This window comes from Nocardia jinanensis, from assembly GCF_014645735.1.
GTDB lineage: Bacteria > Actinomycetota > Actinomycetes > Mycobacteriales > Mycobacteriaceae > Nocardia > Nocardia jinanensis.
In genome coordinates, this window is the sequence record NZ_BMMH01000007.1 from 267,749 (window position 1) to 281,041 (window position 13,293).

Annotated in this window: 11 protein-coding genes; 6 read left to right on the forward strand and 5 right to left on the reverse strand. The window is 68.9% G+C overall.

Annotated features, from left to right (window positions below):
• Positions 1-79: 79 nt before the first annotated feature.
• Both IEY68_RS18735 and IEY68_RS18740 read right to left on the reverse strand, forming a co-directional pair.
• Positions 80-1,846 carry a cutinase family protein gene (locus IEY68_RS18735; RefSeq protein WP_058853659.1) on the reverse strand — a complete coding sequence of 589 codons (1,767 nt, stop codon included), beginning with the start codon at positions 1,844-1,846 and terminating at the stop codon, positions 80-82.
• Between the two features lie 150 nt (positions 1,847-1,996).
• Complete coding sequence (locus tag IEY68_RS18740) at positions 1,997-3,532, reverse strand: putative glycoside hydrolase (protein ID WP_229718858.1); 1,536 nt, start codon at positions 3,530-3,532, stop codon at positions 1,997-1,999.
• A gap of 175 nt (positions 3,533-3,707) precedes the next feature.
• Here IEY68_RS18740 and IEY68_RS18745 point away from each other — a divergent pair, with 175 nt between their 5' ends.
• Complete coding sequence (locus tag IEY68_RS18745; RefSeq protein ID WP_058853661.1) at positions 3,708-4,727, forward strand: polysaccharide deacetylase family protein; 1,020 nt, start codon at positions 3,708-3,710, stop codon at positions 4,725-4,727.
• 173 nt (positions 4,728-4,900) lie between these two features.
• Here the strand turns inward: IEY68_RS18745 and IEY68_RS18750 are convergent, their stop codons facing one another.
• Complete coding sequence (locus tag IEY68_RS18750; RefSeq protein ID WP_058853662.1) at positions 4,901-5,098, reverse strand: DUF8691 family protein; 198 nt, start codon at positions 5,096-5,098, stop codon at positions 4,901-4,903.
• Positions 5,099-5,210: 112 nt separating this feature from the next.
• Positions 5,211-7,754: a winged helix-turn-helix domain-containing protein gene (locus tag IEY68_RS18755; protein ID WP_189094364.1), complete on the reverse strand. Its 2,544-nt coding sequence runs from the start codon at positions 7,752-7,754 to the stop codon at positions 5,211-5,213.
• 311 nt (positions 7,755-8,065) lie between these two features.
• Between IEY68_RS18755 and IEY68_RS18760 the strand changes: the two genes are divergently transcribed.
• The 5 genes from IEY68_RS18760 to IEY68_RS18780 all read left to right on the forward strand — a co-directional run bounded on the left by IEY68_RS18760 (position 8,066) and on the right by IEY68_RS18780 (position 12,748).
• A complete protein-coding gene (locus IEY68_RS18760) occupies positions 8,066-8,440 on the forward strand; it encodes an SHOCT domain-containing protein (RefSeq protein WP_058853664.1) in 375 nt (124 codons plus the stop codon).
• An 86-nt stretch (positions 8,441-8,526) separates the two neighbouring features.
• Entirely contained in the window at positions 8,527-9,603 is a 1,077-nt protein-coding gene (locus IEY68_RS18765; RefSeq protein ID WP_062998668.1) for an AI-2E family transporter, read from the forward strand.
• Positions 9,604-9,701: 98 nt separating this feature from the next.
• Entirely contained in the window at positions 9,702-10,127 is a 426-nt protein-coding gene (locus tag IEY68_RS18770; protein ID WP_058853788.1) for a DUF7144 family membrane protein, read from the forward strand.
• A gap of 198 nt (positions 10,128-10,325) precedes the next feature.
• On the forward strand, positions 10,326-10,985 hold the full coding sequence (locus IEY68_RS18775) for a GAP family protein (RefSeq protein WP_062998634.1): 660 nt from the start codon (positions 10,326-10,328) through the stop codon (positions 10,983-10,985).
• Positions 10,986-11,050: 65 nt separating this feature from the next.
• Entirely contained in the window at positions 11,051-12,748 is a 1,698-nt protein-coding gene (locus IEY68_RS18780; RefSeq protein WP_058853789.1) for a SulP family inorganic anion transporter, read from the forward strand.
• Between the two features lie 54 nt (positions 12,749-12,802).
• On the opposite strand, the gene IEY68_RS18785 is transcribed toward IEY68_RS18780, so the two are convergent.
• Entirely contained in the window at positions 12,803-13,033 is a 231-nt protein-coding gene (locus IEY68_RS18785; RefSeq protein ID WP_058853665.1) for a lipopolysaccharide assembly protein LapA domain-containing protein, read from the reverse strand.
• Positions 13,034-13,293 lie beyond the last annotated feature (260 nt).

The window sequence follows — 13,293 nt, forward strand, 5'->3', positions numbered from 1 at the left end:
CCGGCGCGTCGCCGGGTGACACCACCCGAAGAGCCGTATCCGCCGGTCGCGCGGGCGGCCGGCGGATACGGTTCGTGGATCAGCGTGCCGGTGCCGCGGGGGTGGTGGTCTCCACGGGGGTGGTGCTCGGATGAGGTGCCTCCGAGGTGCTGTTCACCGCGACCTGAGTGGGCACGGGACGGGTGGTCGTGGTCACCGGCGCCGTGGTCGCCTCAGGGGTGGCCGGGGCGGTGCCGGTCTCCGCCTGCTCTGGGGTGGTCGCCTGCTCCGTGGTGGTCCCCGGGGCCGGTGATGTCGTGGTCGTATCGGTCGTCGACGGCACCGTGGTCGGCGAACCGGTCGAGGGTTCCGTGGTGACCGGGGCAGGCCCGCTCGTCGTCGGAGCCGCGGTCGTACGGGTGGCCGGTGTGCTCGTCGGTTCGGTCGTGGTCTCGGCCGCCGCGCGATAAGCGTCGTCGAGGTCTTCCGGCGTGGGGGTCGCCTTCGTGTCCACCGGTTCGCCGGCCTGTGCCTGCTTCGCCAGATGGGTGAGCCAGGCCGCCGCGTATTCGGCCGAGGTCAGTGTTCTGCCGGTACCCGGGTCCGCGTCGCGCCAGTAGTCGAAGTGGTGACCGCTGGCGTTCGGGCCGAGCGTGAGGTTGTAGGGGTCGGACAGGATCACCGGGATCGTGTTCTGGTTGGTGACGATCAACCCGACGATCTCGTTGAGGACCTTCTGCGGCAGATAGGCCAGCGGTGACATCTGATCGGTCGAGATGGAATCGCCCGTGGTGGGGGCCGGTGTCGTGGCCTTACCGGGCTCGTAGGCCGGGTCCGATACCCGCAACAGCACTTCGAGGAAGGTTTCGTCACTGGCCATCCAGTTCGGCTGCGACTGGATATCGGCGAGCGCCAGCAGAGCGACCCGGCTGAGAACCACCGCGACATCCTGCCCGGTGGTGGGGTTGAGTCCCTCGCGTTCGAGCGCGTCGACATTCATCTGCCGCGCCACATTGACCACCAGTTGCAGCAGGGCGATATTCTCCGGCGCCGCGCAGGTGAGGTCGCCGTCGGAGCAGAAGGAGGCGATCTTGCCGTTCAGCGCACCGAAATCGCCGCTGGTCCCGGCGACCGCGCCCTGCCCGGGCACCGGGGTTCCGCCGTTCTGGTAGAGCTGGTCGAAGTTGTCCGGGTTGCCGTTGGGATTCTGGGCGCCAGGGAACGGCCCGTCACCCGCCGAGCGACCGGAGTCGGCGAGGATGACCACACCGGTGACCTTGCCGGGGTCGACGATGGCGTAGCCGCCGTCCTGTTGTTCCTGGTGGCCGATCTCCATGGCGACCCGGCGGACCACATCGGCGCCCTCGCTGTACCCGACGATCGCGAACTGCGTATCCGGGCAGGCCTGGGCGATCTCGCGCATCACCTGCTGGGTGTTGGCCACACCGGTGGTGACGGCGTCCTCGTAGGTGGCCATATCGGCCGGATAGGCGATGTAGACCGCGGCGTACGAGCCGGGGTCCACATCGTCGGTGGGTGCGTTGACCACCGGGTCGACCCATTCGCTGCTGTGGTCCCCGGACAGCGCCGCGGGCAGGGGATTGCCGTTGGCGTCGACCAGCAGTTTCGTGGTGCCCTGGGCCGGTGTGTCGCCCCGTCCCGCGACCGAGATGGTCACCATATCGTGGCATTCGGTGACCGATGCCCTGAGCTGGGTATCGGCCTGCTGCGCCGGTGAGGTGACCGAATACGCTGCCGCCACCGCCGCCACCACACCGAGGGTCGCCGGAGCGGCGATCGCCGTGGCGAGCCGGTGCTGCACGAGGTAGGTGCGGCAGCGCACCAGGTAATCACTTCGGAAAGCCATGTCCCGAGCTCCATTCCACTACTGATAAATGGACGGACAGGCCCCCCGACGGGCCATTGCGTCAACGAAGAGTTCGCTCGGCGGGTGCGCGACGTTACGGTGTGCGCAATATGCGGTCGCGGAGGCCGCAGCGACGGCGGGGGTATCGCATCACTTCGGGTCGAGTGCCCCCTCGTGGTAGCTCACCGCCGGGTTCCACAGGAAGAAACTGTCGATACCGGTTCGGTAGGTGGCGTCGATCTGAGCTCTGACCTGGGCATCTCCGTAGGCCGCGCCGAGGCTGAAGTCCTGGAGCCAGGGGATCACCTTCGCGTTCGTGCCCAAGGTCGCGGTCCGGAAATCTCGCAGTGCGGCCGCCACGATGTCGTAGGGCTGGTTGTTCGGATCGGCGACGCCGTACTCCCCGGTGTTCCAGTGCGAGGGGTAGATCATCGGCGCCACGAAATCCACCTGTCGCGCGATGAGCGGAATGTCCTGGGCGATCTGGTCGGGCCGGGAGGCGGCGATACCGTATACCGCCGCGCTGAGATGGGCACCGGCCGCGCGCACCGGTTCCCGGGCCTGGCCCAGGAACCCGGCGACGGCCTCGGTCGCCGGTCCGGTGAGGCCGGGGAATCTCATACTCGACAGGCTGCCGTCGGGACGGCGGACATAGTCGTACATGATTCCGTCGAAGCCGAGCTCACCGGCCTCGACGGCGAGCGCGATGTTGTAGGCGCGCACCTCGGGATGGGCGAAATTGGTGAACGCGATCGCGCCGTAGTGACTGGAGTACGGCTGCCCGGCCGGGCTCTGGACCACCCAGTCGGGCCGGCCGTTGTGCCAGGCCCAGCCCGCCAGTGTGGGGTCGCGGAATGCCACGATACGGCCCACCACCTGCACACCCATCTCGTGCAACTGCCGCAGCGCGTCGCGCGCCCGGTAGATGGGCGTGGCGGCGCCGGTGCTGCGGGCCAGCGGGACTTGTGAGTCGTAGCCGACGACCCCGTCCTCGTCCTTGATATCGAGCTGGACGGTATCGATCCGGCCCTGCCTGGCCATGTTCAGGACAGATTCCCGCATACCGTCGTCCGACCAGGCGTACGCGGTGACGTGTACCGCGCGCATCCGCGGTAGATCGATGCCCGCGGCCAGTGCCCGGCTGGTCGCATTGCCCGCCGAGTCGACCGCGACCACCTCGGAGCCGGACGGATGGTGCGGCAGTTCGGTCTCGAAACTGCCGTCCGCCGCGGGTGTCACCGTCGTCGCGCCGATCGAGACATGCGCGGCGCCGGGTGCTCGACCCCGGACCGTGACCGGGTCGCGGTAGGAGGACGCGGCCTCCGGTGGAGTGACCTCCAGTCGCGGTGCGGTGGTGTCGACGGTGAACGTCGCCGTGGCGGCGGGTCCGTCGCGCAACCATCCCAGGGGCCCGTCGGCCGGGATCTCCGCAGTGAAGGTGTGCTCGCCGTCCGGCAGCCCCTCGGGGTGATAGACCGCCGTATCGCCGTCCACCCGGCCGGTGACCGCCGAACCGTCCACGGTGAGCTCCACCGCGTGCGGATCGTGACCGGTGGCGTCCACTCGCAGGGCCAGATCCCGCAGAGCGGCGGCGCCCACCGGGCCCGGTGGTAGACCGGTCAGGGGGAGTGCGGGGGCCGGAGATCGTCCGGCTCCGATCCCGGCCGAAACCAGCAGTATTGCCAACAGGACACCAAAGGCCAAGGCTGCCAACCGTTTACGATCGGCGGCCCGGAACCGCATGAGCACAACGCATCAACTCCCACGAACACTGTCCCGTCAATATGGACAGTTCGCGCGGTTCTCAACCTCTTTCCCGGAGTCGAAACGTAAATCGTTGTCGGCACGTAACATTCGGGCGATGGTGCGGTTCCCGGAAGTATTCGTACGGGCGGTCGTGTCGGCGCTGGTGCTCGTCGCGGCCACTGCCTGCGGTGGAGCACCCGACGCGGCGCCACCGCAGCCACCACCGGCCGCACCCACACCGCCGCCGGCGACCACACCGCCGCTGCCCGATCCCGCGGCCGTCGGCGCCGATGAACTCGGTAGCGTTCCGATCCTGATGTACCACCAGCTCGCGGCGCAGCCGGGCGGTGAGTACGACCAGACGCCCGCCGAGTTCCGTGCGGAACTCGATCGTCTCCATCGCGAGGGATATCGCCCGATCACGGCCGCGCAGTACGCCGCCGGAGCCGTGGATATCCCGGCGGGAACTCATCCGGTCGTGCTCACCTTCGACGACTCCACCACCAGCCAGTTGCGTTTCACCGCCGACGGCACACCCGCCCCGGACTGCGCGGTGGCCATCCTCGAGGAATTCGCGGCCCGGCATCCGGATTTCCCGGCCCGCGCGACCTTCTATGTCACCGACGACCCGTTCGGCGGCGACCCGCGGGCACTGCCGTGGCTGGCCCGGCACGGCTACGAGATCGGCGCGCATACCGCGACCCATCAGGACCTCGGAACGCTGGACGCCGGGGGAGTGCAGCGTGAGCTGGCTCAGAACGTTCAGGCGATCGGGGCCGCCGCGCCGGATACCGCGGTAACCACCATGGCACTGCCCCTGGGCTCTTCACCGGCGGATCCGGGGCTGGCCGTCGCGGGCACCTGGGGCGGTACCGCCTACCGGTTCGCGGCGGTGATGCTGGTCGGCGCGAACCCCGCGCCCTCACCGTTCGGTGCGGTGGATCCGGGCGCGGTGCCGCGGATCCGGTCCGGCCTCGGGCGGGTTCCCTTCGATTCCGCGTACTGGCTCGACGAACTCGCGGTGAATCCCGGCACGCGGTTCACCTCCGACGGAGATCCGGACCGGATCTCCTTCCCGCGCGATTCGGCCGGTGAGCTCCATCCGCGCTGGGTGGGCAGGGCGGCCCAATACTGATCCGCCCGGCCCGGCATCCGGATTTCCCGGCCCGGCCGGTTACCAGGGAACCGGCAGTGTGCGCCACGACGACCCGGGAATCCTCCAACCCAGGTCGCCGATGTACTGCGGCGGCGCGGCCGGCGGCAGATACTGCGGCGCGCGATCTGGACGGCAGCGTCCTCCTCGCGATCTCAGTCCGGGAGCCGCCGCATCTCGAGCACGGTGAGCCCCAGATTGTCGATCCGGGCCAGGACCGCGCGGACTCCGGTGGGGTCGGTGAGCGGACCGGACAGCACCGTGGTGCCCTGACCACGGTCGCCGCTGAGTTCCGGGAAGGCGGCCAGTGCGCGTTCGGAGAGTTCGCCGTCGATGGTGAACTGGTATCGCATCGCCGTCTCCTGCCTCGTCCGGATCGTCCGACGGCGGGGCCGTCGCGGATCATTCGAGTCTGCGCCGGTAGCGCGGCGCGGCGCATCGTCCGCGCCGGGTGAGTGGCCCGCCTCAGAGCAGGCCGGTGCGGCGTGCCTCCTGCAGGGTCTCCATCCGGGAGCTGGTGCCGAGTTTGGCGTAGATCCCGCGCATATGGGTCTTCACGGTATTGATGGAGACCCCGAGATCGTCGGCGATGTGCTGAGTGGTGCGGCCGGAGGGCAGCTGGCGCAGGATCGTCAGCTCGGTCGCGGTGAGCGCCGGATGGTCGATCCGCCTGCGGGAATGGTGCCCGGCGCGCACCGTATCGGCGAACGCGCTGCGATGGCCGAAGCATCCCGCGTAGTAGTCGAGCAGTTCGATGGTGCCCGGAACGTCGAAGAACGGCCGGGTGATCCGGTGTGTGGCGGCGATGCACAGACCGTTGTCGACTGCTTCGCGGGTCTTGGAGTCGTTACCCAGCTGGTGGTGGGCGCGGGCGTAGAGCAGCCAGCTGGTCAGCTGGGTGACCGGATGCAGTCCGGGGGTCGGGGTCAGCAGCGGTTCGACCTGTAGAACCACCCCGTGGTGGTTACCGGCGACCGCGGTGAGCGCCGCGCCGGACAGCACCGTATCGGGGGTGCGGCCCAGGACGATACGAGCGCGCTCGGCCAACTGCTGCGCGGTGACGGTTTCGCCCGCCCCCAGCAGCGCCCACACCGCGGCGCTGAGCAGGCCGCCGCTGAGCGCCGGTGGCGGATCGGCGTCGAGGAGCCGGCCGATACTGCGCCGCAGCCGGTCCGCGGCGGCGCCGCGGTCGGCCGAATGGTGACAATCCAGCAGGCTGCCCACCACATGCGGGAGCCAGCCCGCCACCGGGCCCGGCGTTCCGTCACGGCGGATGTGCTCGGCGCACAGGATCCGGATGTGCCCCGGCTGCGGTTCGGTGCCCTGGAGATACGCTCCGTAGGCCTCCAACGCGGTGGCGTGCACGGTTTCCGGTAGGTCCAGCAGATCGTGATCGCGTGCGATGGCGCAGGCTCGTTCGGCGCGCTGGCGCATGGTCGTGATCGATCCGGCCAGCCCGGCGGTGACCGCGAGACGGGTCACCGCGATCAGCCGCAGCCGGGGATGGCACCGGGACCGGGTGCGGGTCAGTGCGATCCGTAATCGTTCCTCGCCGCGCGCGAGTTCACCGCGCAACGCCAGCGCCGTGCCGGTGGTCACCGCGAGATAGCCGTCGAGGTCCGGACGGTCGGCGGGCGGCATCCGGTCCGGGAACACCCCGGTCTCCACGGCGTTGCCCGTGGCCACCGCCAGTTCCGCGTCCACAGCTGTGGTGAGCGCCTCGAGCCGGTGCGGACCCGCCAGCGAGAGCGGATCGTCGTCGGCGAGCAGCCGGGCACTGTCGCGGTAGGCCTGCGCCGAACCGCTGTCCCCGTGTAGCAGCGCGTCGGTGACCTGCAGTAACCGCAGATACGGGTCGGCCAGTACATCCGGCGCCGTCTCGGCCAGCGAATCGAACAGCGACTCTCCGTCGCCGGCGAACACCAGGGCCAGCGCGTGCTCGGCCAGGAAACCCGCCAGCGGCCGGTGGTCGGCGACGGTGAGCAGATGCGGTAGCGCGGCCCGCAACTCTCCGGCCGACATCAGCTGCCGCGCGGCCCGCAGCCGCAGATCCGAGCACAGGTCCGCGCCGAGCCGGTTCGCTTCGGCGAGGAAGTACGCGCGCAGCATCGGATGATAGGTGTGCCAGACCCTGCCGCCCCGCGTCTGCGAGGTCATCGGGAAGTTGATCCGGTCGAGTTCGTAGAGCCGATGCGCCGAACCGCCGCCGACCATGGCGTCGGCGAGTTCCTCGGTGAACTCCTCCGGGATACTCGTGCAGGTCAGGAACTGGCGCAACGCCGGTGGGAGGGTATCGATGAGTTCGCCCACCAGCAGATCGGTGAAGGCGTGCGGCGGCCGGGCGAGTGCGGTGAGGGCGTCGCGGTGGTCACCGTCGTGGGCGGCGAGGTAGATGGCGGCGATCCGGATCAGCGCGGCCCAGCCCTCGGTGAGCGACATCAGGGTCCGCAGCGATTGCGGGTCGAGGTCGCAGCCGTGCTCCGCGCAGAGATCGGCGGCCTCCTCCGCCGATAACGCGAGGTCCGGGGCGGTCCATCGAGTGAGCCGGGAATTCAGTTCCAGCAGATGCCACCGGATCGGCGGATCGAACCGCGCGCACAACACGGTGGTCACCGTCGGCGGGGCGTATTGCAGGAAGTATTCGAGCCCGGCCAGGGCGAGCGGGTCGGTGATCAGATGGGCGTCGTCGAGGACGAGCACCGTAGGCGTGGAATCGTCGGCGAGCGCGGCGATCACCGCCTCGGCCTCCCCGACGCCGGCGGCCGGCTGCCCGGTGCCCGGCCCGGAACTGCCCAGACACGACCGCAGCTCCGGCCACAGTGAGGTCTGTTCGCGGATCGTGACCCAGGCGACCCGGGTGTCGTGATGTGTATGCGGCAACTGCTGTGCGGCCCACTCCGCGACGGCCACGGTTTTGCCGATCCCCACCGCGCCGCAGATCAGCAGGACACCACCGTGACCACCGTCGGCCACCGCATCCAGCATCGAATGCAATCGGGGCCGGGACACGGGCGCGAAGGGAAACACCGGGATGGATGATCGGGCCCGGGATCGCGGAACGGAGCGACCTGTCAGATCCAGTGTTGGCGAAGTGGTCACGGTGCCTCCGAAGACGTCGTCCGAAACAGCACTAGCACGCACTCGGCCGCAGCCTACCGGAGCCGCGAGGGCTCTCAGCGGGTCGTGAACCAACCTGTTACCAGGGCGTATCCGGGCGAAATCATCCGGATCGGGTGAACCGGTCACCCTCGGGCGCGCCATAGCGTGGGCTGGGTCGCCGGCACCGGGGACCCCTGTATCCGAGGCAAGCGAGGTGGGCCATGTCCTTCTGGGAAGCGCTCTGGCTGGTTGTCGTCAGTTTCGCGTTCGTCGCGTATCTGCTGTTGCTCTTCTACATCATCGGTGACCTGTTCCGGGACAAGCAGACCTCGGGCTGGATCAAGGCGATCTGGGTGGTGTTGCTGATCGTGCTGCCGCTGCTCGCCTCGCTGGTGTACCTGATCGTGCGCGGCCGGGGGATGACCGAGCGCACCGCTGTCGAGGCCGAACAGGCCGAAGCGGCGCAGAAGCAGTACATCCAGCACACGGCCGGTACCAATCCAGCGGCCCAGATCGCCGACGCGAAGCGGCTGCTCGCCGAGGGCACCATCACCGAAAGTGAATTCGAGCGGCTCAAGGCCAAGGCTTTGTCGTGACCGGACCGCCCTCCGGTGCGGGCGGCCCCGGGCCGGAGCACGCCGGGCCGGAGCACGCCGGGCCGGAACCAGAGCGGACCGAGGCGATGCACTGGGCGATCCCCCGCGGGTTGATCGTGCTGCTCGTGGCGGCGGCCACGGTTGTGGCCATCACCGGAGCGAAGGCGTTCTCCGGCGTCCTCGGTCCGGTGTTCCTGGCGCTGATGTTCGCGATCGCCGCGCAGCCCATCCAGACCCGGATCCAGCGCCGCGGCCGTCCCGCCTGGGTGGGCATGATCGCGGCGCTGGCGGTGGTGTACCTGGTGCTGCTGGGCCTGGTGGCCGCGATGGCGCTGTCGGCCGCCCAGTTGGCGACCGCGCTGCCGGACTATTCCGATCAGTTCTCCTCGCTGTTCGATCAGGTCCGCTCCCTGCTCGAGCAACTGCACGTGGACCAGGATCGGATAGAGCAGGCGCTGAGCGGGTTCGATTTCGGCAATCTGGTCGAGGTGCTCGAGTCCGCGTTGCGCGAACTCGCCGGTGTTTTCTCGAATCTGCTGTTCGTGCTGGCCCTGCTGCTGTTCATGGCATTCGACGGGATGACCATCGGACGCCGGATGAACGTGGTGGCGGGGATACGTCCCGATATCTCGCACGCGCTGAGCACCTTCGCCGCCGGCACCCGCAAATACCTGATCGTCTCGACGGTTTTCGGGCTCATCGTGGCAGTGCTCGACGGTGCGGCACTGTGGGTGATGGCGGTACCGTTCCCGATCCTGTGGGGTCTGCTGTCGTTCATCACCAACTACATCCCGAATATCGGATTCGTGATCGGGTTGATCCCGCCCGCGCTGCTGGCCCTCCTCGACGGCGGGTGGACGAAGATGGTGTGGGTGATCGTGCTGTACTGCGTGTTCAACGTGGTGGTGCAGTCGGTGATCCAGCCGAAGTTCGTGGGCGACGCGGTCGGGCTCAGTGTCACGGTCACCTTCCTGTCCCTGGTCTTCTGGTCCTGGGTGCTGGGGGCACTCGGGGCGCTGCTGGCCATCCCGCTCACCCTCCTCGCCAAGGCGCTGCTGTTCGATATCGACCCGTCGACTCGCTGGATGGATGTGCTCATCAGTGACCGGGCGCCCCCCACCGAACCGGACGACGAGGCCGATACCGCCGAGCCCGCCTCGTGACCCCGGCGCGGCTGTCCGGGTTCACCCGGAACGGGTGAGGCGTACCCCTTGTGCCACACGCGAGAGTCGACGCACACCTGCGCTCGGAAGGAGTGGAGATGACAACCGCACGGGAACCGATGGCGGGTACGTCCGGCCACACCCCGCGTCGGCAGGGGGTCGCTGCCGGCACCTCCATCGCCGCCGCGATCCTGTTGCTGACCGTCGGCGTGCTGTCGGTACTGGAAGGTATCGCCGCGGTGGCCGAGGACGAACTGTTCGTCGTCGGTGTCGACTACGTCTACGCATTCGATGTCACCACCTGGGGCTGGATCCATATCGTGCTCGGCGCGGTACTGATCATCAGTGCCTTCGGGCTGATGACGGGCACCTCGTGGGGACGCGGCCTGGCGATCGGTATCGCCGCGCTGTCCATCCTGGCGAATTTCCTGTGGCTGCCCTATTACCCGTGGTGGTCGATTCTGATCATCGCCCTCAATATCGTGGTGATCTGGGCGATCGCCACCTGGCGGCCGCAGAGCTGAGGCGGACGCTCGGAAGTACCCCGGTGACGCTGCCACCGGGGTACTCGATCGTATGAGCCCGGTGCCGTCGCGCCGGGCCGCCGGACGAAGTCGCGTTCGCGGGCTCAGCACCTTCGCGGGCCGGAGGCCGTCGCGGCGGATATGTTTCACCCGGTGCGTATGACGAAGTCCGCTCGGCTCGCGGCTTAACCTGGCGGAATGGGCACAGTGATCGGTGATCTGCTTCCCTTGGCGGTCGGGGTCTCGATCTCACCGATCCCGCTCGTGGCGGCCATTCTGATGATCCTGTCGAAGAACGCATCCGCGGCGGCGGGTGGTTTCGCCAGCGGCTGGACCGCGGGCATCGTGCTCGCGACTGTAGTGTTCGCCGTGCTCGCCGGTGTGATCGGTCTGTCCGGGGACTCCGAACCGGGCGGCGCGGCGGCGTGGATGAAGATCGGGCTGGGTCTGCTTCTGCTGGCGGTCGCGGTCGCCCAGTGGGGGCATCGTGCCGATACCGCGGAACCCGGGTGGATGCGGGGGATCGATCGGATCACCGCGGGTAAGGCTGTACTACTGGGAGCGACTCTCGCGGCCGTGAACCCGAAGAATCTGCTGCTGTGCGCATCGGCGGGAGTGGCGGTGGGCGCGAGCGGGCTGGGGGTCGGCGCACAGACGGTGGCGGTGGTCGTCTTCACGGTGCTCGCCGCGGCCAGTGTGCTGGGCGTGGTCGTCGGTTACGCCGTCGCGGCCGATCGATTGCGCGGCACGCTCGATCGGGCCCGGGCCTGGCTGGAGGCCAACAATCACGTGGTGATGGCCATCGTGCTGTCGCTGATGGGTGCCGTGGTCCTCGGCAAGGGGATCGGTGGGCTGTGACCGGCCGGGGCGCGGTGATACCGGAAACCGGGTGGCCCGGTACGACCCGGGCACTGCTGGGCGCGTTGTTCCCGTTTCTCCACGGCTATCGGCGGAAATGGGTCCGGCCGGATGTGATCGCCGGTATCACCGTCTGGGCGGTTCTGGTGCCGGAGGCGCTGGCCTACGCGACCATTGCCGGTGTGCCGCCCGTGGTCGGACTCTATGCCGCGGTGCCCGCACTGGTCTTGTACGCCCTGGCAGGAAGTTCCCGTCAGCTGGTCGTCGGACCCATGTCGGCGACGGCGGCGCTGTCCGCCGCGTTGATCACCCCGCTGGCCGGTGCGGACGGCGGCCGGTACCTCGCGCTCACCACCGCGCTGGCCGTCGCCACCGGGGTGGCAGGTCTGCTGGCCGGGCTGCTGCGGCTCGGGTTCGTCGCGTCGTTCATCTCCGAGCCGGTGCTGAAGGGGTTCATCGTCGGGCTGGCCCTGGTCATCATCATCGGTCAGGTCCCGAAGCTGCTCGGTATCGGCAAACACGAAGGCGACTTCTTCGAGCAGACCTGGGGTGTACTGACCCACCTGGGCGAGACCGAATGGCGCCCAGTGCTGATCGGGATGCTGAGCCTGCTGCTGGTGCTCGGTGTGAAGCGCCGGCTGCCGCTGGTCCCCGGTTCGCTGCTCGCGGTGCTGGCCGGAATCCTGGTGGTGGCCCTGTTCGATCTCGACGACAAAGGCGTCGCGATCGTGGGTCCTGTCGAATCCGGTCTGCCGGTGCCCGGTCTGCCCGCGGGTGTGGCGCTGCGCGACTACCTCGACCTGCTCGGGCCTGCCGTCGGTGTACTGCTGATCGGCTTCGCCGAAGGGCTGGGTGCCGCCAAGACCTACGCCGCGAAGGCCGGTTACACGGTGGACCCCAACCGGGAGCTGTTCGGGCTGGGCGCCGCCAACCTGGGGTCGGGTTTCGCTTCTGGCATGGTGGTCAACGGCAGCCTGTCGAAAACCGCGGTGAACGGTTCGGCCGGGGCGAAGAGTCAGGTGAGCGGGTTGGTGGTGGCTGTTCTCACGGTGCTCACGTTGCTGTTCCTCACCGGTCTGTTCGAACAACTGCCCGAGGCGACCCTGGCCGCCGTGGTGATCGCGGCGGTGGTCGAACTGGTCGATATCGCGGCGCTGCGCCGGCTGTACCGGGTGTGGACCGAATGGCTGGGCGGAATCTACGGGACCGCCGCGCGAGCCGATTTCATCGCGGCGGTGGCCGCGCTGCTGGGCGTACTGTTCTTCGGCACCCTGCCCGGTCTGCTCGTCGGCATCGGTATCGCCATGGTCCTGCTGGTCTACCGGACCTCACAGCCGCATATCGCGGCACTCGCCCCGCGGGGTCCGCTGTGGCTGGATGTGGCGCGGCATCCCGATCTCACCCCGCGCCCGGACCTGCTGGTGGTGCGAGTGGAATCGGGACTGTACTTCGTCAACGCCGATACCGTCCGCCGCCGGATCCAGCAGCTGTGCACCGAACACACCCGGCTGGTCGTGCTGGATGCCGAAACCTCACCCGTTATCGATGTGACCGCCGCGACCATGCTGGTCGATCTGCGCGATACCCTCGCACGGCGCGGCGTGGGCTTCCGGATCGCGCGTTCCATCGGGCAGTTCGGCGACGAACTCGAGGCAGCGCAACCCGGCACCCAGCGTATCCCGGTGTATCCCACCGTCGCGGCGGCAGCGGGGGAGGGGTCGGAACACCCGGGGCGCGATCACCCATCAGAGGACGAGCGGTGACCGGGCGGATCGCCCGGCTCTACGCCGACCGGAACACGCGGTCCGCCGCGACGGTCAGTGCCGGCTGCGCCGCCGGATGAGCAAACCGGCCACCAGACCGATCAGGAACATGATCAGCAGGATCAGCCACATCGGCGAACTCACCGTGACCGGGAGGAACCGGATCTCCACATGGTCGCGGTTCTCGACGATGAAGATCACGGCGACGACGGTCAGGGCGAGGGCCAGCCACTGGTTCACGGTGACGCGGGACAGCAGTGACGGCTTGGGTGCTCGTTCGGTCATCGCGGTCCTCCGGGAGGTCGCAGTGGTCGGAATACTGTGCAGTCTCCTGCGCGGTCACGTTCCCGACATCACCCGCTGGGGATGAGCCGCGCGATCGCGGGTCGGAGATCGGCGGGCAGTGCGGCAGGCAGGGGGTTCACCCGCCGCAGGTGATACAGCGTGGGGCGCCCGTGCCTAGCGTGGACCACGCCGGTGTGCCGACACGGCAGCCGGTGCAGCGCGTAACCGGCCGACCGGCGGTGGTGAACAATCGCCCCCAC